At 62.0% G+C, this 25,369-nt stretch carries 22 protein-coding genes and 1 pseudogene; 21 read left to right on the forward strand and 2 right to left on the reverse strand.

The features are described from left to right. Window positions 1-27 precede the first annotated feature (27 nt). Window positions 28-1,404: a glutamine synthetase family protein gene (locus ABE528_RS07180; protein ID WP_152955456.1), complete on the reverse strand. Its 1,377-nt coding sequence runs from the start codon at window positions 1,402-1,404 to the stop codon at window positions 28-30. 574 nt (window positions 1,405-1,978) lie between these two features. Between ABE528_RS07180 and ABE528_RS07185 the strand changes: the two genes are divergently transcribed. The 7 genes from ABE528_RS07185 (at window position 1,979) to ABE528_RS07215 (ending at window position 10,302) form a co-directional block, all read left to right on the forward strand. Beyond that, a complete protein-coding gene (locus tag ABE528_RS07185; RefSeq protein WP_152955458.1) occupies window positions 1,979-3,337 on the forward strand; it encodes a glutamine synthetase family protein in 1,359 nt (452 codons plus the stop codon). 46 nt (window positions 3,338-3,383) lie between these two features. Next, window positions 3,384-4,745, forward strand: coding sequence for an aspartate aminotransferase family protein (locus ABE528_RS07190; protein ID WP_346652546.1), 1,362 nt, complete (start codon window positions 3,384-3,386; stop codon window positions 4,743-4,745). A 169-nt stretch (window positions 4,746-4,914) separates the two neighbouring features. After that, window positions 4,915-6,012: a polyamine ABC transporter substrate-binding protein gene (locus ABE528_RS07195; RefSeq protein WP_152955462.1), complete on the forward strand. Its 1,098-nt coding sequence runs from the start codon at window positions 4,915-4,917 to the stop codon at window positions 6,010-6,012. Between the two features lie 174 nt (window positions 6,013-6,186). Further along, complete coding sequence (locus tag ABE528_RS07200; RefSeq protein ID WP_346652547.1) at window positions 6,187-7,281, forward strand: polyamine ABC transporter substrate-binding protein; 1,095 nt, start codon at window positions 6,187-6,189, stop codon at window positions 7,279-7,281. Between the two features lie 71 nt (window positions 7,282-7,352). Further along, the gene (gene potA, locus ABE528_RS07205; RefSeq protein WP_346652548.1) at window positions 7,353-8,495 is read left to right on the forward strand and encodes a polyamine ABC transporter ATP-binding protein; all 1,143 of its coding nucleotides are present in this window, start codon (window positions 7,353-7,355) and stop codon (window positions 8,493-8,495) included. A gap of 35 nt (window positions 8,496-8,530) precedes the next feature. Beyond that, window positions 8,531-9,412 (forward strand): ABC transporter permease subunit, encoded by an 882-nt coding sequence (locus tag ABE528_RS07210; RefSeq protein WP_346652607.1) that lies wholly within the window; start codon window positions 8,531-8,533, stop codon window positions 9,410-9,412. After that, window positions 9,409-10,302 (forward strand): ABC transporter permease subunit, encoded by an 894-nt coding sequence (locus tag ABE528_RS07215; protein ID WP_060510034.1) that lies wholly within the window; start codon window positions 9,409-9,411, stop codon window positions 10,300-10,302. Before ABE528_RS07210 ends, ABE528_RS07215 begins: the two co-directional genes overlap by 4 nt. Before the next feature lie 107 nt (window positions 10,303-10,409). Here the strand turns inward: ABE528_RS07215 and ABE528_RS07220 are convergent. Then, window positions 10,410-10,502, reverse strand: a pseudogene (locus ABE528_RS07220) (transposase); the annotation flags it as partial. A gap of 191 nt (window positions 10,503-10,693) precedes the next feature. On the opposite strand from ABE528_RS07220, the gene ABE528_RS07225 reads away from it, so the two are divergent. The 14 genes from ABE528_RS07225 to ABE528_RS07290 all read left to right on the forward strand — a co-directional run bounded on the left by ABE528_RS07225 (window position 10,694) and on the right by ABE528_RS07290 (window position 25,043). Then, window positions 10,694-11,782, forward strand: a complete 1,089-nt coding sequence (locus tag ABE528_RS07225; protein ID WP_346652549.1) for an efflux RND transporter periplasmic adaptor subunit — start codon at window positions 10,694-10,696, stop codon at window positions 11,780-11,782. Beyond that, complete coding sequence (locus ABE528_RS07230) at window positions 11,779-12,846, forward strand: efflux RND transporter periplasmic adaptor subunit (protein ID WP_346652550.1); 1,068 nt, start codon at window positions 11,779-11,781, stop codon at window positions 12,844-12,846. The genes ABE528_RS07225 and ABE528_RS07230 overlap by 4 nt, the downstream gene beginning before the upstream one ends. Beyond that, the gene (locus ABE528_RS07235; protein ID WP_152955475.1) at window positions 12,843-15,908 is read left to right on the forward strand and encodes an efflux RND transporter permease subunit; all 3,066 of its coding nucleotides are present in this window, start codon (window positions 12,843-12,845) and stop codon (window positions 15,906-15,908) included. Before ABE528_RS07230 ends, ABE528_RS07235 begins: the two co-directional genes overlap by 4 nt. 194 nt (window positions 15,909-16,102) lie before the next feature. Beyond that, window positions 16,103-16,285, forward strand: coding sequence for a sulfur starvation response protein OscA (gene oscA, locus ABE528_RS07240; protein ID WP_016712582.1), 183 nt, complete (start codon window positions 16,103-16,105; stop codon window positions 16,283-16,285). Between the two features lie 50 nt (window positions 16,286-16,335). Continuing rightward, window positions 16,336-17,343 carry a sulfate ABC transporter substrate-binding protein gene (locus tag ABE528_RS07245; protein ID WP_060510025.1) on the forward strand — a complete coding sequence of 336 codons (1,008 nt, stop codon included), beginning with the start codon at window positions 16,336-16,338 and terminating at the stop codon, window positions 17,341-17,343. Window positions 17,344-17,462: 119 nt separating this feature from the next. Beyond that, window positions 17,463-18,281, forward strand: coding sequence for a sulfate ABC transporter permease subunit CysT (gene cysT, locus ABE528_RS07250; RefSeq protein WP_152955477.1), 819 nt, complete (start codon window positions 17,463-17,465; stop codon window positions 18,279-18,281). 10 nt (window positions 18,282-18,291) lie between these two features. Further along, on the forward strand, window positions 18,292-19,164 hold the full coding sequence (gene cysW / locus ABE528_RS07255; RefSeq protein WP_152955478.1) for a sulfate ABC transporter permease subunit CysW: 873 nt from the start codon (window positions 18,292-18,294) through the stop codon (window positions 19,162-19,164). Between the two features lie 3 nt (window positions 19,165-19,167). Further along, entirely contained in the window at window positions 19,168-20,157 is a 990-nt protein-coding gene (locus ABE528_RS07260; protein WP_152955479.1) for a sulfate ABC transporter ATP-binding protein, read from the forward strand. Between the two features lie 331 nt (window positions 20,158-20,488). Continuing rightward, window positions 20,489-21,271: an energy transducer TonB gene (locus ABE528_RS07265; RefSeq protein ID WP_346652551.1), complete on the forward strand. Its 783-nt coding sequence runs from the start codon at window positions 20,489-20,491 to the stop codon at window positions 21,269-21,271. Window positions 21,272-21,300: 29 nt separating this feature from the next. Then, window positions 21,301-22,020 carry a MotA/TolQ/ExbB proton channel family protein gene (locus tag ABE528_RS07270; RefSeq protein ID WP_346652552.1) on the forward strand — a complete coding sequence of 240 codons (720 nt, stop codon included), beginning with the start codon at window positions 21,301-21,303 and terminating at the stop codon, window positions 22,018-22,020. A gap of 1 nt (window position 22,021) precedes the next feature. Next, on the forward strand, window positions 22,022-22,423 hold the full coding sequence (locus ABE528_RS07275; RefSeq protein ID WP_079230116.1) for a biopolymer transporter ExbD: 402 nt from the start codon (window positions 22,022-22,024) through the stop codon (window positions 22,421-22,423). Between the two features lie 181 nt (window positions 22,424-22,604). Next, window positions 22,605-23,186 carry an alpha/beta hydrolase gene (locus ABE528_RS07280; protein WP_152955481.1) on the forward strand — a complete coding sequence of 194 codons (582 nt, stop codon included), beginning with the start codon at window positions 22,605-22,607 and terminating at the stop codon, window positions 23,184-23,186. A 65-nt stretch (window positions 23,187-23,251) separates the two neighbouring features. After that, a complete protein-coding gene (locus ABE528_RS07285) occupies window positions 23,252-24,082 on the forward strand; it encodes a sigma 54-interacting transcriptional regulator (RefSeq protein WP_346652553.1) in 831 nt (276 codons plus the stop codon). A gap of 175 nt (window positions 24,083-24,257) precedes the next feature. Continuing rightward, window positions 24,258-25,043: a MetQ/NlpA family ABC transporter substrate-binding protein gene (locus tag ABE528_RS07290; RefSeq protein WP_054885481.1), complete on the forward strand. Its 786-nt coding sequence runs from the start codon at window positions 24,258-24,260 to the stop codon at window positions 25,041-25,043. Window positions 25,044-25,369 lie beyond the last annotated feature (326 nt).

Consider the following 25,369-nt stretch of genomic DNA (forward strand, 5'->3'; position numbering starts at 1 on the left):
CGCCGCCCTCAGGGGCGGCGTTTTTGCTTACACGGTATGCAGATACCAGTTGTACTCGAGGTCGGAGATCGAGTGCTCGAACTCCTCCAGCTCGCTCTCCTTGCACGCGACGAAGATGTCGATGTACTTCGGATCGATGTACTTGTTGAGGATCTCGCTGTCGTCCAGCTCGCGCAGGGCATCGCGCAGGTTGTTCGGCAGGCTTTGCTCCAGCTGCTCGTACGAGTTGCCTTCAATTGGCGTGCCTGGCTCGACCTTGTTGGTCAGGCCGTGGTGAACGCCTGCCAGTACGGCAGCCATCATCAGGTACGGGTTGGCGTCGGCGCCGGCTACGCGGTGCTCGATACGCACGGCATCTGCAGAGCCGGTCGGCACGCGCAGGGCCACGGTACGGTTGTCCAGGCCCCAGCTCGGTGCGTTCGGCACGTAGAACTGAGCACCGAAGCGGCGGTACGAGTTGACGTTCGGGCAGAGGAACGCCATGGACGCGGGCAGGGTCTCGAGCACACCGCCGATAGCGTGACGTAGCGCGGCGTTCTGCTCGGGATCCTCGCTGGTGAAGATGTTGTTGCCATCTTTGTCCAGCACGGAAATGTGCACATGCAGGCCGTTGCCAGCCTGACCCGGGTAGGGCTTGGCCATGAAAGTGGTGTCCATTTCATGGTCGTAGGCGATGTTCTTGATCAACCGCTTGAGCAACACCGCGTAGTCACAGGCCTTGAGCGGGTCGGCAACGTGGTGCAGGTTGACTTCGAACTGCGCCGGGGCGCTTTCCTTGACGATGGCGTCGGCCGGGATGCCTTGCTCTTTCGCGCCTTCCAGGATGTCCTGCAGGCAGTCGGCATATTCGTCGAGGTCGTCGATCAGGTACACCTGGGTCGACTGTGGGCGCTTGCCCGAAATTGGCGAGCGTGGCGGCTGCGGGCGGCCGTTCACGTTCTCCTGGTCGATCAGGTAGAACTCCAGCTCGAACGCGGCGCAGATGGTCAGGCCCATATCGGTGAACTTGCTCACCACCTGACGCAGCACTTCGCGCGGGTCGGCGAAGAACGGCTCGCCTTCCAGTTCGTGCATGGTCATCAGCAGCTGCGCGGTCGGGCGCTTTTGCCATGGCTCATTACAGAGCGTATCGGGGATTGGATAGCAGATGCGGTCAGCATCGCCGATGTCCAGGCCCAGCCCGGTGCTTTCGACGGTGGAACCGTTGATGTCCAGGGCGAAGAGGGAGGCAGGCAGGTTGATGCCTTTCTCGTAAACCTTGTGGAGGCTGGTGCGCTCAATGCGCTTGCCACGCACCACACCATTCATATCTGCAATCAGAAGGTCAACGTAGAGAACCTCAGGATGTTCCTTAAGGAACGCGTTCGCTTCGTTAAGCTGAACGGCACGCGGGGGTACCGACATGATGCAACACCTTTGTTGTTAAAAATATCAATCAAGGGGGGCTTGCAGGACCAGTCAATCGAAAAGACAAACTGATGTCAAGCCAACCCCATGATGCCTCGAAATGGCACATCGACGGCAGATTTGCTGCATATCGGGGCGTGCCATTATCCGCTATTTCCCTCGCAAAGGGCTATCTCCGACGTGCCGTGTTTTATTTTTTACGGAGGTGTTGTGTAAAAAAATTAACAAGGCTAAGCTCGGACTCAACCCAGAACACAATAATACGAGGGTCACATGGTCCGCTTGTCGCGACCTGAACGCGCTGCCTGCGCAGTGCAGTCGGGTATCCCTGCCGTTCCCGCACGCATCAGTCGAGCTGTGGCTTGCATGGCCGCAATAATTGACGCTTTGCGCCTTCGGACCACACCTCGTAACGCTTTTTCGTTGCTCTTCTCGTATTCCTGCCCTTTGATTTCACTACGGACACGCTTAATTTCAGTGTATCCACAGTGCGCCTGCGCGTGGGTTTTTGCTTTAGCAATCTACTCCATCCAGAATCAGGGCGCGGACCACCTTACCTCCTGAGGTATTTATGAGTAACAACCTCGACCAGCTCACCGATTGGTTGAAAGAGCACAAGATCACCGAAGTCGAATGCATGATCAGCGACCTGACCGGCATCACCCGCGGCAAGATCTCACCGACCAACAAATTCATCGCCGAAAAAGGCATGCGCCTGCCCGAGAGCGTACTGCTGCAGACCGTGACCGGCGACTATGTTGACGATGACATCTATTACGACCTGCTCGACCCGGCCGACATCGACATGATCTGCCGTCCCGATCAGGACGCGGTGTTCCTCGTGCCGTGGGCCATCGAGCCGACTGCCCAGGTGATCCACGACACCTACGACAAGAAGGGCAACCCGGTCGAACTGTCGCCGCGCAACGTGCTGAAGAGAGTCCTCAAGCTCTACGCCGACAAGGGCTGGCAGCCGATCGTCGCGCCGGAGATGGAGTTCTACCTGACCAAGCGCAGTGAAGACCCGGACTTCCCGCTGCAGCCACCGGTCGGCCGCTCTGGCCGCCCGGAAACCGGCCGCCAGTCGTTCTCGATCGAAGCCGCCAACGAATTCGACCCGCTGTTTGAAGACGTGTACGACTGGTGCGAACTGCAGCGCCTGGACCTCGATACGCTGATCCACGAAGATGGCACGGCGCAGATGGAAATCAACTTCCGTCATGGTGACGCCCTGCACCTGGCCGACCAGATCCTGGTGTTCAAACGCACCATGCGCGAGGCCGCACTCAAGCACAACGTGGCCGCCACCTTCATGGCCAAGCCGATGACCGGCGAGCCGGGCAGCGCCATGCACCTGCACCAGAGCGTGGTCGACGTGACCACCGGCAAGAACATCTTCAGCAACGAAGACGGCAGCATGAGCGAACTGTTCCTGCACCATATCGGTGGCCTGCAGAAGTTCATCCCCGAAGCGCTGCCGCTGTTCGCCCCCAACGTCAATTCGTTCCGCCGCTTCCTGCCCGACACCTCGGCGCCGGTGAACGTCGAGTGGGGCGAGGAGAACCGTACCGTCGGCCTGCGCGTACCGGACGCCGGCCCGCAGAACCGCCGCGTCGAGAACCGCCTGCCGGGCGCCGATGCCAACCCTTACCTGGCCATCGCCGCCAGCCTGCTGTGCGGCTATATCGGCATGGTCGAGGGCATCGAGGCCAGCGCACCGGTCCAGGGCCGTGGCTACGAGCGCCGCAACCTGCGCCTGCCGCTGACCATCGAGGACGCCCTCGAACGCATGGAAAACAGCCGTGCGCTGGTGCAGTACCTGGGCAAGAAATTCATTACCGGCTACGTCGCCACCAAGCGCGCCGAGCACGAGAACTTCAAGCGCGTCATCAGCTCCTGGGAACGTGAGTTCCTGCTGTTCGCTGTCTGATCAACCCTGAGGCCGCGGGTGCGGCCGCCGGAAAATGGAGAGGCACATGAGCGTCAACAACCCGCAAACCCGTGAATGGCAAACCCTGAGCGGCGAGCACCACCTTGCACCTTTCTCTGACTACAAGCAGTTGAAGGAGAAGGGGCCGCGCATCATTACCAAGGCGCAGGGTGTGCATTTGTGGGACAGCGAGGGGCACAAGATCCTCGATGGCATGGCCGGCCTGTGGTGCGTGGCGGTCGGCTATGGCCGTGAAGAACTGGTGCAGGCGGCAGAAAAGCAGATGCGTGAGCTGCCGTACTACAACCTGTTCTTCCAGACCGCTCACCCGCCAGCCCTGGAGCTGGCCAAGGCGATCACCGACGTGGCGCCGGAAGGCATGACCCATGTGTTCTTCACCGGCTCCGGCTCCGAAGGCAACGACACCGTGCTGCGCATGGTCCGCCACTACTGGGCGCTGAAAGGCAAGCCACAGAAGCAGACCATCATTGGCCGCATCAACGGCTACCACGGCTCCACCTTCGCGGGTGCGTGCCTGGGCGGCATGAGCGGTATGCACGAGCAGGGCGGCCTGCCGATCCCGGGCATCGTGCACATTCCTCAGCCGTACTGGTTCGGTGAGGGCGGCGACATGAGCCCCGACGATTTCGGCGTGTGGGCTGCCGAGCAGCTTGAGAAAAAGATTCTGGAGGTGGGCGAAGACAACGTCGCCGCCTTCATCGCCGAGCCGATCCAGGGCGCCGGCGGGGTAATCATTCCGCCAGAAACCTACTGGCCGAAGGTCAAGGAGATCCTGGCCAAGTACGACATCCTGTTCGTCGCCGACGAAGTGATCTGCGGTTTCGGCCGCACCGGCGAGTGGTTCGGCTCCGACTACTACGACCTCAAGCCCGATCTGATGACCATCGCCAAGGGCCTTACTTCCGGTTACATCCCCATGGGCGGCGTAATCGTGCGTGACAAGGTGGCCAAGGTGATCAGCGAAGGGGGTGACTTCAACCACGGCTTCACTTATTCCGGCCACCCGGTGGCGGCTGCGGTGGGCCTGGAAAACCTGCGCATCCTGCGCGACGAGAACATCGTCGAGAAGGCGCGTACGGAAGCGGCACCGTATTTGCAGAAGCGTTTGCGTGAGCTGCAAGACCACCCGCTGGTTGGCGAGGTACGCGGCCTGGGCATGCTCGGCGCGATCGAGTTGGTCAAGGACAAGGCGACCCGCAGCCGTTATGAGGGCAAGGGCGTCGGCATGGTCTGCCGAAACTTCTGCTTCGAGAACGGCCTGATCATGCGTGCGGTCGGCGACACGATGATCATCGCTCCGCCGCTGGTGATCAGCCATCAAGAGATCGACGAGTTGGTGGAAAAGGCGCGCAAATGCCTCGATTTGACGTTGGAAGCGATTCGATAAGCGTTTGCTAGGCTAGCGATGTGACATTAAGTCGTTACAAGGCCCTGCTTTCCTTGATACAGAGCCTTGTAACTTGCCAGACTAGCGGTTGTTTCAGTCGCCGCGCGCTCTGCACCGTGGGTTCTGGCTGCTGGACAGTTGCTAACATAAAAATTCTGGAGCACTACGCATGAATAAAATGGGCAAAACGTTGCTGGCCGCCGCCCTGATGGGTGGCATGGCTACCGCTGTTCACGCTGACGATACCGTGTTGAACGTCTACAACTGGTCGGACTACATCGCTCCGGACACCATCGCCAAGTTCGAGAAGCAGACCGGTATCAAGGTCAAGTACGACGTGTTCGACAGCAACGAAACCCTGGAGGCCAAACTGCTGGCCGGCAAGTCGGGCTACGACATCGTCGTGCCGTCGAACAACTTCCTGGCCAAGCAGATCAAGGCCGGCGTCTACGAGGAGCTGGACCGCTCCAAGCTGCCTAACTGGAAGAACCTCGACAAGGACCTGCTCAAGGCCGTTGGCGACGCCAGCGACAAGGACAACAAGCACGCCTTCCCGTACATGTGGGGTTCGATCGGCATCGGCTACAACCCGGAGAAGGTCAAGGCCGCACTGGGCGTCGATCACATCGACTCGTGGGATGTCGTGTTCAAGCCTGAGAACATCGCCAAGCTCAAGAGCTGCGGCGTGAGCTTCCTGGATGCCCCGACCGAAATGCTCCCGGCCGCGCTGCACTATCTGGGCAAGCCGACCAATAGCACCAGCAAGGAAGACCTGAAGGCCGCCGAAGACCTGTTCCTCAAGGTCCGTCCTTCGATCACCTATTTCCACTCTTCCAAGTACATCGGCGACCTGGCCAACGGCAACATCTGCGTAGCCGTCGGTTACTCGGGTGACGTCGAGCAGGCCAAGGCCCGCGCCCACGAAGCTGGCGACAAGGTCAAAGTGGACTACATCATTCCGAAAGAAGGTGCCGGTACCTTCTACGACATGGTCGCCATCCCTAAAGATGCCGAGCACAAGGACGCTGCCTACAAGTTCATGGACTTCCTGATGCAGCCGGAAGTCATGGCTGAAATCACCAACGCCGTGCGCTTCCCGAACGGCAACGAGGCCGCTACGCCGTTGGTCGACAAGGCCATCACCAGCGACCCAAGCATCTATCCGCCAGCTGAAGTGAAGAAAGAGCTGTATGCCATCGCTGCACCGGATGCCAAGGTCCAGCGTGACATCACCCGTAGCTGGACCAAGATCAAATCGGGCAAATAACCCCGATGCGTGACCTCTGGGCCGGGGTTTCCCGGCCCGGAGCCAGTGAATGGCAATTGATGATTGCGGCATCGAAGCTGCGCAGGTAAGTTGCGCGCCGGTTTTGTGTGCGCGGCAACCCTTGTACCCAAAAAGTACGCCGTCACCAAGGCACTGATTGTGAGGACCACCCACTTGTCTATTTCTGTATTACGCAAGGCCTTGATGGCTGGAGCGGGCCTGACGCTGGCATGCAGCGTCCAAGCGGCGCCTACGGTGCACTTTTACAACTGGTCGGACTATGTCGGCCCGAACACCCTCGCGGACTTCGAGAAAGCAACGGGCATCAGGCCCGTGCAGGACGTTTTCGATTCCAACGAAACCCTGGAAGGCAAGCTGCTGGCCGGCAACACCGGCTATGACGTGGTAGTGCCGTCCAACCATTTCCTCGGCAAGCAGATCAAGGCGGGCGCGTTCCAGAAGCTCGACAAGAGCCTGCTACCCAACTATTCCAACCTGGACCCGGCGCTGATGAAGCGCCTGGAAAAGAACGACCCAGGCAACCAGTACGCCGTGCCTTACCTGTGGGGCACCAACGGTATCGGTTACAACGTCGACAAGGTCAAGGCCACGCTGGGCGTGGACAAGATCGACTCCTGGGCCGTGCTGTTCGAACCCGAGAACATGAAGAAGCTCTCCAAGTGCGGTGTGGCCTTCCTCGACTCGGCGGATGAAATGCTCCCGGCGGTGCTCAACTACATGGGGCTCAATCCCAACAGCACCGACCCCAAGGATTACGCCAAGGCCGAACAGAAGCTGCTGGCCGTACGCCCGTACGTGACCTACTTCCATTCGTCCAAGTACATCACCGACCTGGCCAACGGCGACATCTGCGTCGCGGCAGGTTTCTCGGGTGATGTGTTCCAGGCCAAGGCCCGCGCCGTAGAGGCGAAGAAGGGCGTGAACCTGGCCTACGCCATTCCCAAGGAAGGCGGCAACCTCTGGTTCGACGTGCTGGCGATCCCCAAGGACGCCAAGAACGTCAAGGAGGCCCACGCCTTCATCAACTATTTGCTGAAACCTGAGGTTATCGCCCAGGTCAGTGATTACGTCGGTTACGCCAACCCGAACCCCAAGGCTGGCGACCTGATGGACCAGGCCGTGAGGACTGACGCTGCGGTTTACCCACCGCAGGAAGTGCTGGACAAGATGTTCGTGAACTCAGAGTTGCCGCCCAAGGTGCAGCGTCTGATGACCCGCAGCTGGACCAAGGTCAAGTCGGGCAAGTAATTATCCAGACCCGCTGCGGTACCTGAAACTCAGGCCGCGCGGGCACAAAAATCTTGTTGGGAGTTTCACTCATGGCAGTTGCCTCCGGTGCCTATAAAAAAGCCCTCGAGGGTGGCCAGCAACCCAAGCAGGTGCTGGTCAAGATCGACCGGGTTACAAAAAAGTTCGACGAAACGGTCGCCGTGGACGATGTGTCCCTGGAAATCCGCAAAGGCGAGATTTTCGCCCTGCTGGGTGGCTCCGGTTCCGGCAAATCGACCTTGCTGCGTATGCTGGCCGGCTTCGAGCGCCCGACTGAGGGTCGGATTTTCCTTGATGGCGTCGACATCACCGACATGCCGCCGTACGAGCGGCCGATCAACATGATGTTCCAGTCCTATGCGCTGTTCCCGCACATGAGCGTGGCGCAGAACATCGCCTTCGGCCTGCAGCAGGACAAGATGCCCAAGGCCGAGATCGACGCCCGTGTGGCCGAGATGCTCAAGCTGGTACACATGACCCAGTACGCCAAGCGCAAGCCACACCAGCTCTCCGGTGGCCAGCGCCAGCGGGTGGCCCTGGCCCGTTCCCTGGCCAAGCGCCCCAAGCTGCTGCTGCTCGACGAGCCGATGGGCGCGCTGGACAAGAAACTGCGTTCGCAGATGCAGCTGGAACTGGTGGAAATCATCGAGCGCGTGGGCGTGACCTGCGTGATGGTGACCCACGACCAGGAAGAGGCCATGACCATGGCCCAGCGCATCGCCATCATGCACCTGGGCTGGATCGCCCAAATCGGTTCGCCGGTGGATATCTACGAGACCCCGACCAGCCGCCTGGTGTGCGAATTCATCGGTAACGTCAACCTGTTCGACGGTGAAGTGGTCGACGACGCCGAAGGCCACGCGATCATTGCCAGCCCGGAGCTGGAGCGCAAGATTTACGTCGGCCACGGCATCACCACCTCGGTGGAAGACAAGCACATCACCTACGCCCTGCGCCCGGAAAAGATGCTGGTCACCTCCCACCAACCGACCTGCGAGCACAACTGGTCGCGCGGCAAGGTCCACGACATCGCCTACCTGGGCGGCCACTCGGTGTTCTACGTCGAACTGCCAAGCGGCAAGATCGTCCAGTCGTTCGTCGCCAACACCGAGCGCCAGGGCGCCCGCCCGACCTGGGGCGATGAAGTGTACGTGTGGTGGGAAGACGACAGCGGCGTGGTACTGCGGTCATGAAACCTCGCAAGCTCAAGCGAGCCTTCCAGCGCCTTATCCCGGAGGGACGGCACCTGGTGATCGGCGTGCCGTTCATCTGGCTGTTCCTGTTCTTCATGCTGCCGTTCTTCATCGTGTTGAAGATCAGCTTCGCCGAAGCCGACGTGGCGATCCCGCCGTACACCGAGATCTATACCTACGTCGAAGACAAAGTCCAGTTGGTGCTCAACCTGGCCAACTACGGCCTGCTGACCGAGGATGAGCTGTACATCTCGGCCTACCTGGGCTCGTTGAAGATGGCCTTCTTCAGCACCTTGCTGTGCCTGCTGATTGGCTACCCGATGGCCTACGCCATCGCCAACGCCAAAAAGGAGACGCAGACGGTCCTGCTGCTGCTGATCATGATGCCGACCTGGACCGCGATCCTGATCCGCGTCTATGCCTGGATGGGCATCCTCAGCAACAACGGGCTGCTCAACGGCTTCCTGCTGTGGACCGGCTTGATCGATCAGCCATTGCAGATCCTCAACACCAACCTGGCGGTGTATATCGGCGTAGTCTATTCGTACCTGCCGTTCATGATCCTGCCACTGTTCGCTAACCTGGTGAAGCACGACCAGAGCCTGCTTGAAGCCGCTTCGGACCTGGGTTCGAGCACCTTCAACAGCTTCTGGAAGATCACCGTGCCGCTGTCGAAGAACGGCATCATCGCCGGCTGCATGCTGGTGTTCATCCCGGTGGTGGGCGAGTTCGTCATTCCTGAACTGCTCGGCGGCCCGGAAACCCTGATGATCGGTAAAGTGCTGTGGCAGGAATTCTTCAACAACCGTGACTGGCCGGTGGCATCCGCCCTGGCGGTGGTGATGCTGGCGATCCTGATCGTGCCGATCCTGCTGTTCAACCGCAGCCAGGCCAAAGAAATGGAGGGCAGAGCATGAAGCGTTTCAGTTTCTCCAAGCTGATGCTGGTGCTCGGCTTGCTGTTCATCTACCTGCCGATGCTGATCCTGGTGATCTACTCGTTCAACGCCTCCAAGCTGGTAACGGTATGGGGCGGCTGGTCGGTGAAGTGGTATGTCGGCCTGCTCGACAACACCCAGCTGATGGGTTCGGTGATGCGCTCGCTGGAAATCGCCTGCTACACGGCGGTGGCCGCAGTGGCACTGGGTACCCTGGCGGCCTTCGTGCTGACCCGGGTCACCCGCTTCAAGGGGCGCACGCTGTTCGGCGGCCTGGTCACTGCACCGCTGGTCATGCCTGAGGTGATCACCGGTCTGTCGCTGTTGCTGCTGTTCGTGGCCATGGCGCAGATGATCGGCTGGCCGCAGGAGCGCGGCATCGTCACCATCTGGATCGCCCACACCACGTTCTGTGCGGCGTATGTGGCGGTAGTGGTGTCGGCACGCCTGCGTGAGCTGGACCTGTCGATCGAGGAAGCGGCGATGGACCTGGGTGCCAAGCCGTGGAAGGTGTTCTTCCTGATCACCATCCCGATGATCGCACCGTCGCTGGCGGCGGGCGGCATGATGTCGTTCGCCCTGTCGCTGGACGACCTGGTGCTGGCGAGCTTCGTGTCCGGCCCCGGCTCGACCACCCTGCCGATGGAAGTGTTCTCGGCTGTGCGTCTGGGCGTGAAGCCTGAGATCAACGCCGTGGCCAGCCTGATTCTGCTGTCGGTGTCGCTGGTGACCTTCTTTGTCTGGTTCTTCAGCCGCCGCGCCGAAGAGCATCGTCGCAAGGCGATCCAGCAGGCGATCGAAGAGGGTGCGGCGGCAAATGCCTCGCAGCCACAGGTCAAGCGCCCGACTCAAGTGGCCGCTTCGGCCTGATCCGGCCCTTTCGCGGGTGAACCCGTTCCCACAGGTACTGCGCAAGCTTTGAAGGCTGCGCATGACCCTGTGGGAGCGGGTTCACCCGCGAATGCTCCAGCACATATTCACAGCCAGACCGCATCCCAGTGAGGGTAGTCCCTTACACTTTTGACCAGTCCAGCCCGCAATGGGTTGGCAACGATATGCCTGGCGACATGCTGTGCTGCAGTCACCCTGCAATTGTTGGTTTCTAGATATGGCAGTGACTTACATGTGGTTGTACCCGCGAAAGGGCCGGCACAGGAGCTGAAAATGCCGAACTGATCCCGGTCAGTGCCGTTTATCCAACCCTGAACTACGCTGACAGTCGCATCCCAAGAATCATTTGCGCGCAAAGCAAGGAGCCTGCATGACGTTGATGCGTCCGCTGTCGGTCGTTTGCCTGGGGCTGCTGTATATGCTCACCGGCTGTAGCAAGGAAGAAACCCCCGAAACCCTGCCAAGGGTCGGCGTACAACAGGTATCCCCCACCGATTTCGCTGCCAGGGTCACCCTGACCGGCGACGTGCAGGCGCGGGTGCAGACCGACCTGTCGTTCCGCGTGGGCGGCAAGATCATTTCCCGCAGCGTCGACGTCGGCGACCACGTCAAGGCCAACCAGGTCCTGGCGCGGCTCGACCCGAAAGACCTGCAGAACAACGTCGACTCGGCCAAGGCCGAAGTGTTCGCCGCCCAGGCGCGGGTCACCCAGACCAGCGCCGCCTTCGTGCGCCAGCAAAAGCTGCTGCCAAAGGGCTACACCAGCCAGAGTGAATACGACTCCGCCGAAGCCGCGCTGCGCAGTAACCAGAGCGCACTCAAGGCGGCCCAGGCAGAGCTGGCCGATGCCAATGAGCAACTGAGCTACACCGCGCTGGTGTCCGATGCCGATGGCGTGATCACCGAGCGCCAGGCCGAGGTCGGCCAGGTGGTGCAGGCGACCATGCCGATCTTCAGCCTGGCCCGTGACGGCGACCGCGACGCGGTCTTCAACGTCTACGAATCGCTGCTGGTGGCACCGCCCAGCGACGCAGGGGTCATCGTCAGTCTGTTGGACGACCCCAAGGTCCAGGCTCACGGCTTTGTCCGTGAGATCACCCCCACCGTCTCGGCGCAAAGCGGCACCGTGCAGGTCAAAGTGGGCCTGAAGGATGTGCCGCCGGGCATTCAACTGGGCGCGCCAGTCACTGCCAGCACCAATGCGGTGGGGCGGCCTAGCGTCGAGTTGCCGTGGTCGGCATTGACCAAGGCGGTGCATGAGCCGGCAGTCTGGGTGGTGGGCGAGGGCGACAAGGTCGAGCTGCGCAAGGTCGAGGTCAGCCGTTACCTGACCGGCAAGATCGTGGTCGCCAGCGGCCTGAAGGCTGGCGAGACCGTGGTGGTGGTCGGTAGCCAGTTGCTGCATCCCGGCATGCAGGTGCAGAAGGTCGATGCCAAGGCCCAGGGAGGTGAGCTATGAAGCGCCTGCTGCTGATGCTGTCGGCTGGCATGCTGCTGGCCGCCTGCGGTAAAGAGCAGGAAGTGGCCGAGCCGATCCGGCCAGTGCTGTCGGTCAAGGTTGAGCCACAGATGCAGTCGCAGTTGGGCCGCTTCGCCGGCCTGGTCGAGGCGCGCTTCGAAAGCACCTTGGGCTTCCGGGTTGGCGGGCGCATTGCCCGGCGTTGGCTGGATGTGGGGGCCCAGGTCAAACCGGGCGACACCCTGGCCACGCTCGACCCCACCGACCAGCAGAACCAGCTGCGTGCCGCCGAAGGCGACCTGGCCAAGGTGCAGGCGCAGTGGATCAACGCCCAGGCCGATGCCCGCCGCCAGCAGCAGCTGTTCGACCGCGGCGTCGGTGCCCAGGCCCAGCTGGATATCGCTCAGACCAACCTGAAAACCACCAGCGCCGCATTGGAGCAGGCGCGCTCGGCACTCAGCCAGGCCCGCGACCAGCTCGACTACAGCACCCTGCGCACCGACCATGCGGCGGTCATCACCGCTTGGCAGGCTGAAGCCGGGCAGACCGTCACCGCCGGCCAGGCCGTGGTGACCCTGGCGCGGCCGGATGTGAAGGAGGCGGTGATAGACCTGCCGATCGGCCTGGCCGAGCAACTGAACAAGGGCCTGACCTTCACCGTGGCTTCGCAGCTCGACCCGACCATCAACACCACCGCCACCCTGCGCGAGCTGGAGCCGCAGGCCGATGCGACGACCCGGACCCGCCGCGCGCGCCTGACCTTGGCCAGCACCCCGGCGGCCTTCCACCTGGGCACCGCGATCAGTGTGACCCTCAGCTCGGAAGTGACCCCGCGCAGCGAACTGCCGCTGAGCGCCTTGTTCGAGCGTGATGGCAAGACTCAGGTCTGGGTGATCGACACCCAGCAGAAAACCGTAGGTACCCGCGACGTCACCTTGATCGACCGTAGCGCCGACAGCATCGTCCTGACTGCAGGCGTGCAGCCGGGTGAGCGCGTGGTGACGGCGGGCGTGAACAGCCTCAAGCCTGGCCAGAAGGTCACCTTCGACGAGGATGCGCAATGAAAGGAAGCTTCAACCTGTCCGAATGGGCGCTCAAGCATCAATCGTTCGTCTGGTACCTGATGTTCGTTGGCCTGCTGATGGGCATTTTCTCGTACTTCAACCTTGGCCGTGAGGAAGACCCTTCGTTCACCATCAAGACCATGGTGATCCAGACCCGCTGGCCGGGTGCGACCCAGGACGAAACCCTGTACCAGGTCACCGACCGCATCGAGAAGAAGCTGGAGGAGCTCGACTCCCTCGACTACACCAAGAGCTACACCCGCCCGGGCGAGTCGACGGTGTATGTGTACCTGCGCGACACCACCAAGGCCAAGGACATCCCGGAAATCTGGTACCAGGTGCGCAAGAAGATTTCCGACATCCGTGGCGAATTCCCTGCCGGTATCCAGGGGCCTGGGTTCAACGACGAATTCGGCGACGTGTTTGGCTCGATCTACGCCTTCACCGCCGACGGCCTCACCCTGCGTCAGCTGCGTGACTACGTGGAACAGGCGCGCGCCGAAGTCCGCGATGTGCCCAACATCGGCAAGATCGAGCTGGTCGGCACTCAGGACGAAGTGCTGTACCTGAACTTTTCGACCCGCAAACTGGCGGCCCTGGGCATCGATCAGCGCCAGGTCATGCAGGCCCTGCAATCGCAGAACGCGGTGACCCCGGCCGGGGTGATCGAGGCTGGTCCCGAGCGCATTTCGGTACGCACCACCGGGCAATTTGCCTCGGAAAAGGACCTGCAGACGGTCAACCTGAAGATCAACGACCGCTTCTTCCGCCTGGCCGACATCGCCGATATCCAGCGCGGTTATGTCGACCCGCCGTCACCGATGTTCCGTTACAACGGCCAGACCGCCATCGGCCTGGCCATCGGCATGAAGGCCGGCGGCAACATGCAGGTATTTGGCGCGGCGCTGAAAAAGCGCATGGACCGGGTGGTCGAAGACCTGCCGATTGGCGTCGGCGTTCACACCGTGTCGGACCAGGCCGTGGTGGTCAAGCAAGCGGTCGGCGGCTTCACCAGCGCGCTGTTCGAGGCGGTGGTGATCGTACTGGCGGTGAGCTTCGTCAGCCTTGGCATGCGTGCCGGCCTGGTGGTGGCCTGCTCGATTCCGCTGGTGCTGGCGATGGTGTTCGTATTCATGGAATACAGCGGTATCACCATGCAGCGGATTTCGTTGGGTGCGCTGATCATCGCCCTCGGCTTGCTGGTGGATGACGCGATGATCACCGTCGAGGTGATGGTCACACGCCTGGAAATGGGCGAGAGCAAGGAGCAGGCGGCCACGTTCGCCTACACCTCGACGGCGTTCCCCATGCTCACCGGTACCTTGGTGACGGTAGCCGGTTTTGTGCCCATTGGCCTCAACGCCAGCTCTGCGGGTGAATACACCTACACGCTGTTCGCGGTGATCGCGGTGGCGCTGATGGTGTCGTGGGTGGTGGCGGTGTTCTTCGCCCCGGTGCTGGGCGTGCACATACTCAGCAGCTCCAAGCTGAAGGCTCATGAAGCCGAGCCCGGGCGTGTTGGCCGGGCCTTCGAGCATGGCCTGCTGTGGTGCATGCGCAACCGCTGGCTGACCATCATCGGCACCATCGTGCTGTTTGCCCTGGCGATCTTCTGCGAGCGCTTCGTGCAGAACCAGTTCTTCCCGTCATCGGACCGCCCGGAAATCCTCGTCGACCTCAACCTGCCGCAAAACGCCTCGATCGAAGAAACCCGCAAGGTGGTGGACCGCTTCGAGGCCCGCATCAAGGATGACCCGGACCTGGTGAGCTGGAGCACCTACATCGGCCAGGGTGCTATTCGTTTCTACCTGCCCCTCGACCAGCAGTTGCAGAACCCGTATTACGCACAGCTGGTGATCGTCAGCAAGGGCTTCGAAGAGCGCAAGGGCATGATGCAGCGGCTGCAGAAGATCCTCCATGAGGACTTCGTCGGCATCGGCGTCAACGTGCAATCGCTGGAAATGGGCCCGCCAGTAGGCCGGCCGATCCAGTACCGGGTCAGCGGCGCCAATATCGACGAGGTGCGCAAGCATGCCATCGACCTGGCCACCTTGCTCGACCAGAACAAGCACATCGGCGAGATGATCTACGACTGGAACGAGCCCGGTAAGGTGCTGCGGGTGGAAATCGCCCAGGACAAGGCGCGCCAGCTGGGGTTGTCGTCGGAGGACGTGGCCAAGGTGATGAACAGCATCGTCAGTGGCGTGGAGATCACCCAGGTCAACGACAACATCTACCTGGTCGACGTGGTCGCCCGTGCCGAGGACAGTGAGCGGGGCTCACCCGATACCCTGCAGAACCTGCAGATCCTGACGCCTAGCGGTACCTCGATCCCGCTGCTGTCGTTCGCGACCGTGCGCTACGAGCTGGAGCAACCGCTGGTGTGGCGCCGCGACCGCAAGCCGACCATCACCATCAAGGCCTCGGTCAACGGTGATATCCAGCCTACCGACCTGGTGGCCCAGCTCAAGCCGCAGATCGACGAGTTCGCCAGCAAGCTACCAGTGGGCTTTGAAGTGGCCACTGGCGGTACCGTGGAGGAGAGCGCCAAGGCCCAAGGGCCGATCCGCAAGGTCATCCCGTTGATGCTGTTCCTCATGGCGACCTTCCTGATGATTCAGCTGCACAGCGTGCAGAAGCTGTTCCTGGTGGTCAGCGTGGCGCCGCTGGGGCTGATCGGGGTGGTGCTGGCGCTGGTGCCGACGGGCACGCCGATGGGCTTTGTGGCGATCCTCGGCATCCTCGCGCTGGCGGGCATCATCATTCGTAACTCGGTGATTCTGGTGACCCAGATCGACGAGTTCGAGGCCCAGGGCTTCTCGCCGTGGGATGCGGTGGTGGAGGCGACCAACCACCGGCGCCGGCCGATCCTGCTGACGGCGGCGGCAGCGAGCCTGGGCATGATCCCGATTGCCCGCGAGGTGTTCTGGGGGCCGATGGCCTACGCCATGATCGGCGGGATCATCGTCGCGACCCTGCTGACGCTGCTGTTCCTGCCGGCGTTGTATGTGGCCTGGTACAAGATCCGCGAGCCTGAAAACAGCACCAGGACGCAACACTGAACCCTGTGGGAGCGGGCATGCCCGCTCCCACAGAGGCATGCGATCGCCCGCAGGATCGCCGTTTGATTCTGGTTATATAAACATTCTTAAACAGTATTTTTAAGAATAACTCCGCATCACTACTATTGCCTTCAAGCCAGGCAATAAACCCCTTCAAATCCATGCCCGGCACCCTCATTCCAAGGAGAACGAGCATGAGTGCATCGCTGCGTAGCATCGACGGTCAGGACGAAGCCACCATTCTGCGTGAAATCCAGAGCGCCTTGCGCGACCTGCGTTTCGGTGCGGTGGAAATCACCGTGCACAACGCTCAGGTCGTGCAGATCGAGCGCAAGGAGAAGTTCCGCCTGCAACAGCCTGGCAACAAGGCCGGCTGATTCGCGCCACAACATCCAAAACTAGAAAAATGCCAATCGGGAGCTTCACCATGTCCATCCGCCGTTATGCGCTCGCCGCCCTGGCCAGTGCTGTTTTTGCCGGTTCCGCCATCGCCAAGGACTACGAACTGCTGAACGTGTCCTATGACCCGACCCGCGAGCTGTACCAGCAGTACAACGCCGAATTCATCAAGCACTGGCAACAGGCCCACCCGGGCGACAAGGTGAAGATCCAGCAATCCCATGGCGGCTCGGGCAAGCAGGCCCGTGCAGTGATCGACGGCCTGCGCGCCGACGTGGTGACCCTGGCCCTGGCCGGTGACATCGACGAAGTTGCCAAGCTCGGCAAGACCCTGCCCGAGGACTGGCAAAAGCGCCTGCCGGACGCCAGCACGCCGTACACCTCGACCATCGTGTTCCTGGTGCGCAAGGGCAACCCGAAAGGCATCAAGGACTGGGGTGACCTGATCAAGAAGGACGTGTCGGTCATCACGCCCAACCCGAAAACCTCCGGTGGCGCCCGCTGGAACTTCCTCGCCGCCTGGGCCTACGGCCTGAAAACCGGTGGTAGCGAAGACAAGGCCAAGGCCTACGTGCAGGAGCTGTTCAAGCATGTGCCAGTGCTGGACACCGGCGCTCGCGGCTCGACCATCACCTTCGTCAATAACGGCCAGGGCGACGTGCTGCTGGCCTGGGAAAACGAAGCCTTCCTGGCGTTGAAGGAAGACGGTGGTGCTGACAAGTTCGACATTGTCGTGCCGTCGCTGTCGATCCTTGCCGAGCCACCGGTGGCGGTGGTCGACAAGAACGCCGAGAAGAAGGGCAATACCGAGATTGCCAGCGAATACCTCAAGCACCTGTACAGCCCGGCCGGGCAGAAGATTGCCGCCGAGAACTTCTACCGTCCACGTGACGAGAAAGTCGCTGCCGAATTTGGCAAGCAATTCCCGAAACTGGATTTGGTGACCATCGACAAGGACTTCGGTGGCTGGAAGACTGCACAACCGAAATTCTTCAATGATGGCGGTGTGTTCGACCAGATCTATCAGGCACAGTAACGCGGTCACTGTAGGAGCGGCTTTCAGCCGCGAAAGGGCTGCGCAGCAGCCCCAGGATTCAGAAGCCTGCACCGGCCCGGAATTGTTTCCGGGCTTCGTGCGTTCAACCAGGGATATTTATGTCACGTCGCATTTCCCCCGTCATACCCGGCTTCGGGCTGACGCTGGGCTACACCTTGGTGTACCTCAGCCTGATCGTGCTGATACCGCTGGCCGCCATGTTCGTGCATGCCGCGCAGCTCACCTGGGAGCAGTTCTGGAACGTCATCAGTGCGCCGCGGGTAATCGCCGCGCTACAGTTGAGTTTCGGCACCGCCCTGTTCGCCGCCATCATCAATGGTGTGATCGGTACCCTGCTGGCCTGGGTGCTGGTGCGCTATACGTTCCCCGGGCGCAAGATCATCGACGCGATGATCGACCTGCCGTTCGCCCTGCCTACTGCCGTTGCCGGTATTGCCCTGACCGCCCTGTACGCGCCTGCGGGCTGGGTCGGCCAGTTCGCCAGCGACCTCGGTTTCAAGATTGCCTACACGCCGCTGGGCATCACCCTGGCGCTGACCTTCGTCACCCTGCCGTTCGTGGTGCGTACGGTGCAACCGGTGCTGGCCGACATCCCGCGTGAAGTCGAAGAGGCCGCGGCATGCCTGGGCGCGAAGCCGTTGCAGGTGTTCCGCCACATCCTCGCACCAGCGCTGCTGCCCGCCTGGCTGACCGGTTTCGCCCTGGCCTTCGCCCGTGGCGTTGGCGAGTACGGTTCGGTGATTTTCATTGCCGGCAACATGCCGATGAAGACCGAAATTCTGCCGTTGCTGATCATGGTCAAGCTCGACCAGTATGACTACACCGGCGCCACTGCCATCGGCGTGTTGATGCTGGTGGTTTCCTTCATCCTGCTGCTGCTGATCAACCTGCTGCAGCGCCGCATCGAAACCCCTTGAAGGAGGCCGCATGTCCAGTTCAACCCTGAGTGCAAGCGCCGCTGCCAACGCCGCCCGGCGTGGCAGCGCCACCTCGCGGCGCGTTCTGATCGGCCTCGGCTGGCTGGTGTTCGCGCTGTTCCTGCTGCTGCCGCTGGTGATCGTGGTGTCGCAGGCGCTGAAGAACGGCTTCGGCACCTTCTTCGAGGCGATCTTCGAGCCGGATGCCCTGTCGGCGCTCAAGCTCACCTTGTTCGCCGTGGTCATTTCGGTGCCGCTGAACCTGGTGTTCGGTGTCAGCGCCGCCTGGTGCGTGAGCAAGTACAGCTTTCGCGGCAAGAGTATCCTGGTGACGTTGATCGACCTGCCGTTCTCGGTGTCGCCGGTGATCGCCGGCCTGGTCTACGTGCTGATGTTCGGTGCGCAAGGCCTGTTCGGCCCCTGGCTGCAGGACCACGACATCCAGATCGTGTTCGCCTTGCCGGGCATCGTCCTGGCGACCATCTTCGTCACCGTGCCGTTCGTCGCCCGCGAGCTGATCCCGCTGATGCAGGAGCAGGGTACGCAAGAGGAGGAGGCCGCACGCCTGCTCGGCGCCAACGGCTGGCAGATGTTCTGGCACGTGACCCTGCCGAACATCAAATGGGGCCTGATCTACGGCGTGGTGCTGTGCACCGCGCGGGCCATGGGCGAGTTTGGCGCGGTGTCGGTGGTGTCCGGCCATATCCGTGGCGTGACCAACACCTTGCCGCTGCACGTGGAGATCCTCTACAACGAGTACAACCACGTCGCGGCCTTCAGCGTGGCCAGCCTGTTGCTGATCCTGGCGCTCTTCATCCTGCTGCTCAAGCAGTGGAGCGAGAACCGTATTAACCGCCTGCGCCAAAGCGCCGCGGAGGAATGATTCATGTCGATCGAAGTTCGTAACGTCAGCAAGCGCTTCAACAGCTTCCAGGCCCTGAACACTATCAACCTGGACATCAACAGCGGCGAATTGGTGGCCCTGCTTGGCCCGTCCGGCTGCGGCAAGACCACCCTGCTGCGCATCATTGCCGGCCTGGAAACCCCGGACCAGGGCAACATCGTGTTCCATGGCGAGGATGTGTCCGGCCATGACGTGCGTGATCGCAATGTCGGCTTCGTGTTCCAGCACTACGCGCTGTTCCGCCACATGAGCGTGTTCGACAACGTCGCCTTCGGCCTGCGCATGAAGCCCAAGGGCGAGCGCCCGAGCGAAAGCAAGATTGCCGAGAAGGTCCATGAACTGCTGAACATGGTGCAGCTCGACTGGCTGTCCGACCGCTACCCCGAGCAGCTGTCCGGTGGCCAGCGCCAGCGTATCGCCCTGGCCCGCGCACTGGCGGTGGAGCCCAAGGTGCTGCTGCTGGACGAGCCGTTCGGTGCGCTCGACGCCAAGGTGCGCAAGGAGCTGCGCCGCTGGCTGGCGCGGCTGCACGAGGACATCAACCTGACCTCGGTGTTCGTCACCCATGACCAGGAAGAGGCCATGGAAGTGGCAGACCGCATCGTGGTGATGAACAAGGGCGTGATCGAGCAGATCGGCTCGCCGGGCGAGGTATACGAGAAGCCGGCCAACGATTTCGTCTACCACTTCCTCGGCGATTCCAACCGCCTGGCCTTGAGCGAAGGGCACCACGTACTGTTCCGCCCGCACGAGGTATCGTTGTCGCGGCATGAGACCGAGGGCCACCATGCTGCCGAAGTGCGCGACATCCGCCCGTTGGGCGCCACTACCCGAGTGACCTTGAAGGTGGAAGGGCAGAGCGAGCTGATCGAGGCCGAGGTGGTCAAGGACCACGACAGCCTGACCGGGCTGGCGCGCGGGGAGACACTGTTCTTCCGGCCGAAGGTGTGGCAGAAGGTGGCGGATATCTAAGCCGCTGTGAGTGATGAGAACCCGGGCCTGCTCCCGGGTTTTTTATTGCCTCAAGCTTGACGCGGCCCCTGTAGGAGCGGGTTTACCCGCGATCGAGGGCGCAGCCCTCGCGGCAATCTGATGCCTTGCACGAATATTTCATATGCCCGTAAAGCATCGCCTGCTCGCCGCAAACCCAGACCCCGCGAAACCCGCGGCCTAGAGCCAAACCGGTAAAACTAATATTCCAAACAGCTCTAACTTTAATTTTAAACATTACTTTCAGAGATAAGCCCCTGCCCCCGATGATTCAGCCACACACCTGAATCAAGAACCCCCAGGAGTTTGATCAATGGGTAATGTCCAGTCGGCCGTCAGGGCCTACGACCAGCCATGGCGCCCAAGCCCGGGTGACCTGGTCGAGCTTGGACGGACGCTTCGCCTGCCACTGGGCCAGCTGCGCCTGCAACGCACCCCGGTCAGCGGCCTCAAGCGCCGTGACAAGCTGGCACTGGGCCTGCTGGTGCTGGCCCTGCATGGCGCCGCCGCCTACTGGGTCAGCCAGGCGCCCACGCCCGCGCTGCCCGTGGTGCCGCCACAGATTCCGCCGATGACCATCGAGTTTGCCGCGCCCGCGCCGCCGGTGGTGCAACCGCCACCCCCTGCGCCTGCACCGCCGGTAGTCGAGCCGCCGCCACCGGTGATCGACGAACTGGCCGCCAAGCCCAAGCCTAAACCCGTGCCCAAGCCGGTCGCCAAGCAACCGCCCAAGCCACAGCCCAAGCCGGTCGAGGCGCCGCCGCCTGCTCCGGTTGCGGCCCCGGCGCCGCCTGCGCCACCCGCCCCGGCACCGGTCACGCCGCCATCGGCCAACGCCGCGTACCTGAAGAACCCGGCGCCGGAGTACCCGCAAATGGCCCTGCGCCGTGGTTGGGAAGGCACCGTGCTGCTGCGCGTCGAGGTACTGCCCAGCGGTAAGCCGGGGCAGATCCAGATCCAGCAGAGCAGCGGCCGCGATGCCCTCGACGCCGCCGCACTGGCTGCGGTCAAGCGCTGGAGCTTCGTCCCCGCCAAGCAGGGCGACGTGGCCCAGGCCGGCTGGGTCAGCGTGCCGATCGATTTCAAGCTTCGCTAACTTTTCGCAGAACACAGGAAGACATCATCATGAGCCTGCTGGCATCCCCCCTCGAATCCGTTGAAAGCGCAGTCATCTGGCTGCTGGTCGGTTTTTCCGTTGCCACCTGGGGCCTGGCCCTGGTCAAGCTCGCGCAGTTCGTGCGGCTGAAGAATCAGGACAAGCGCTTCCACCAGCAATTCTGGGCTGCATCGAGCCTCGACTCGGCAGCGGAAATCAGCCACGAGCTGCCTGGCCCGGCCGCCCGCGTGGCCCAGTCCGGTTATGCCGCAATTGCGGTCGGTGACACCCACGCCAGTGACCTGAGCCATGCCATCAACCATCAGGACCGCCTCGAGCGCGCCCTGCGTCAGCAGATCGTACGTGAACGCCGGTCGCTGGAAACCGGCCTGGCAGTGGTCGCCAGTATCGGCAGCACCTCGCCCTTCATCGGCCTGTTCGGCACCGTGTGGGGCATCATGGAAGCGCTCAAGGGCATCAGCGCGGCCGGTTCCGCCAGCCTGGAAACCGTGGCCGGGCCGATCGGCGCGGCGCTGGTCGCCACCGGTGTAGGTATCGCTGTCGCCGTGCCAGCGGTGCTGGTCTACAACTACTTCCTGCGTCGCCTCAAGCTGACCGCGGCCGACCTCGATGACTTCGCCCACGACTTCTACAGCCTGGCGCAGAAGAGTGCCTTCCGCGTGCTGGTGCACCCGGCTGTGCACAAGGCCCAGGGCGGTTTCACTCAGCCAGTGAAGGAGGCGTCCTGACATGGCCTTTTCGACCCAGGACAGCGACGAAGTCCTCAGTGAAATCAACGTCACGCCGCTGGTGGACGTCATGCTGGTGCTGCTGGTGGTGTTCATCGTCACCGCGCCGCTGCTGACCAATGCCATCCCGATCAACCTGCCCAAGACCGAGGCCGTGGCCCCGGTGGAGCAGAAGGACCCGCTGGTGGTGAGCATCGACGGTGGCGGCAAGCTGTTCATCAACAAGGACGAGATCCAGCCGGAGCTATTGGAAACCAACCTCAAGGCAGCCAAGGACAAGGACGCCGACGTGCGTGTGCAGTTGCAGGCCGACGACGGCGTGAATTATGGCGAAGTGGCGCGGGCCATGGCCGCGATCGAGCGCGCCGGGATCAGCAAACTGGCGGTCATTACGGCACGCTGACTAGCAACCCTCTTCAGGCAAGGCTTTATGGGCCATATCTCTTGGCAGGGGTTGGCCCTTTTTTTTGCCTGTCATCTGTCTGTGGTTTTTGGTTATTAATAAATAGCTTCTTATTCCTTTACGAATATAACTGCCTCCCTATACTGATCACCAAGCACGCAAACTTACTGGAGGCGTCCCCATGCGCAATGAGTCGATTCGTTACCTGATTGTGCCGGGCTGGCAAGGATCGCCAGACAACCATTGGCAGAGTCACTGGCAGCGCACGCTGCCCAACAGCGCCCGGGTCGAGCAGCAGGACTGGCTCACCCCACAGCGCCGTGACTGGGTGCAGGCGCTGGAGCAGGCGATTGCCGCCGAACGCTCGCCGGTGATTCTCATCGCGCACAGCCTGGGCTGCGTCACCGTTGCCCACTGGGCTGCACAAGCCAGCCCGGCCCTGCTGCGCCGGGTGCGCGGTGCCTTGCTGGTGGCCCCGGCAGATGTCGAGCGGCCCACCTGCGCGCCGGCCCTGCGCAACTTCGCGCCGATCCCGCTGCAGGCGCTGCCGTTCCCCAGCCAGGTGGTCAGCTCCGACAACGATCCGGCAGTGAGCGTGCCGCGTGCCTTGTACCTGGCCCAGGCCTGGGGCGCCGAGGCAGGCCTGCTGAGCAATGCCGGGCACATCAACGTGAAGTCTGGCCACGAGCGCTGGGAACAAGGCTTCGCCTACCTGTATCGCCTGCAAAGCCGGGTCGAGCAGCGCGCATTGCGCCGCGCCTGATCGGCCCCGACCGTTCACCGTTTGCCTGACGCCCGGCCACAGATGGCCTGGGGCGGGAGTTCGTCATGACTTTTCAAAACCCGTTCGGCCAGCCACTGCTGACCTTCCCTGAACTGGACAAGAGCCCCCTGAGCATCCGTGCCAAGGCGCTGGTGTTCATCGACCCGCGCTCGCAGCAGTTGCGCCAGGCCCTGGAGCAATTGGCGCCGCAACCGGTACCGGTGCTGATCCGCGGCGAGACCGGTACCGGCAAGGAACTGCTGGCACGGCAGATCCACCGCGCCAGTGACCGCCCCGGCCTGTTCGTCTCGGTCAACTGCGCGGCCATCAGCCCGACCTATGCCGACGCCGAGTTGTTCGGCTATAGCGCCGGCAGCCAGGGCGGTACGGCCAGCAGCCGCGCCGGCTGGTTCGGCTCGGCCAATGGCGGCACTTTGTACCTGGACGAGATCGCCGACTTGCCGTTGGCGATCCAGGGCAAGCTGCTGGCGGCACTGGAAAACCGTGAGGTCACCCGTGTCGGCGCGCAGCAACCACAGCCAGTGGACGTACGCCTGGTGGCTGCGACCAGCATCGACCTGGCGCGGGTGGTGAAGGCCGGGCGTTTCAACGAGCGCCTGTACCAGTACCTGCGCGAGGGCGCGCTGGAGCTGCCGCCGCTGCGCGAGCGCCCGGGCGATATCCTGCCGCTGGCCGAATATTTCGTGGGCATCTACAGCGTGCGCCTGCAGCGCCCGCTGGCGTTGATCAGCGAGGCCGCGCAGCAGGTGCTGGAAGCGCATGCCTGGCCAGGCAACACCCGCGAACTGGAGAACGTGATCCACTTCGCGCTGTTGGTGAATGACGGGGACGAACTGTTGCCGGAGGACCTCGACCTGCCAAACCCCGCGCGCTAGACGAGCTAATAAGCAAACAGGATGGTGGCAGTTTGTTTTTGGAATAAGCAGCTAATTAAAAGGTATTGTTACGGAATAAAAAATCTCGGTATCGTCCGCCTCACGCCCGCCGGTGAAACGGTTGGGCACCCGACTTCGCCATCCCCGATGGCCCAGAACCAGAACAAGGAACACCATGAAGAAGACCCTGCTGACCACTGCCCTGGCCGCCGCCCTGTCGTTCGCTGGCCTGGCATCCGCCGCCGAGAAACTGGTGGTTGCCGCGACCCCGGTGCCGCACGCCGAGATCCTCGAGCTGATCAAGCCGACCCTGGCCAAGGAAGGTGTGGACCTGCAGATCAAGGTCTTCACCGACTACGTACAGCCGAACGTGCAGGTTGACCAGAAGCGCCTGGACGCCAACTACTTCCAGACCCTGCCGTACCTGCAGAACTTCAACGAAGGCAAGGGCACCCACCTGGAAACCGTGATCGGCGTGCACGTCGAACCGTTCGGTGGCTACTCGAAGAAGGTCAAGAGCCTGAGCGAACTGAAAGAAGGCGCCAGCGTTGCCATCCCGAACGAGGGCAGCAACAGCGGCCGCGCCCTGCTGCTGCTGCAGAAGGCTGGCCTGATCACCCTGAAAGACCCGAAGAACGCCCTGGCGACCCCGAAAGACATCGCCGAGAACCCGAAGAAGCTGAAGTTCCGCGAGCTTGAGTCGGCCATGCTGCCGCGCGTGCTGGACCAGGTCGACCTGGACATGATCAACACCAACTACGCCCTGGAAGCCGGCCTGAACCCGGCCAAGGATGCGCTGGTGATCGAAGGCAGCGACTCGCCATATGTGAACTTCCTGGTAGCCCGCCCGGACAACAAGAACAGCGAGGCCATCCAGAAGCTGGCCAAGGCGCTGACCAGCCCTGAGGTGAAGGAATTCATCGCCAAGAAGTACCAGGGTGCGGTACTGCCTGCGTTCTGATTCGCGCTGGGTGATGTGAAAACGCCGACGCATTTGCGTCGGCGTTTTTGTGTGTGGCTGGCAGCCGATCAGCGCGGGTTGCCCAGCGCCCGGCGCAGTGCCAGCAGCCACAGCAATTGTTCGTTCGAGTCAGGCGAGCAGGGGCTATTCATCGTTATCGTCCTTGTGGGTGATGGCCTTGCAAGTCACGGTCTGAAGCTGTTTGAGAGGCGTCATGCAGAAAAGTTTCGATAGCCCAGCCAGTGATATCAATATGCAATAAAGGTATTTAGAGAAAGCTTTTTATACCTTTAGAGTCTACTGATCGCGCCTGGCGCATCGTTCAG

Source organism: Pseudomonas sp. TWI628, assembly GCF_039673865.1.
Taxonomy (GTDB): Bacteria; Pseudomonadota; Gammaproteobacteria; order Pseudomonadales; family Pseudomonadaceae; genus Aquipseudomonas.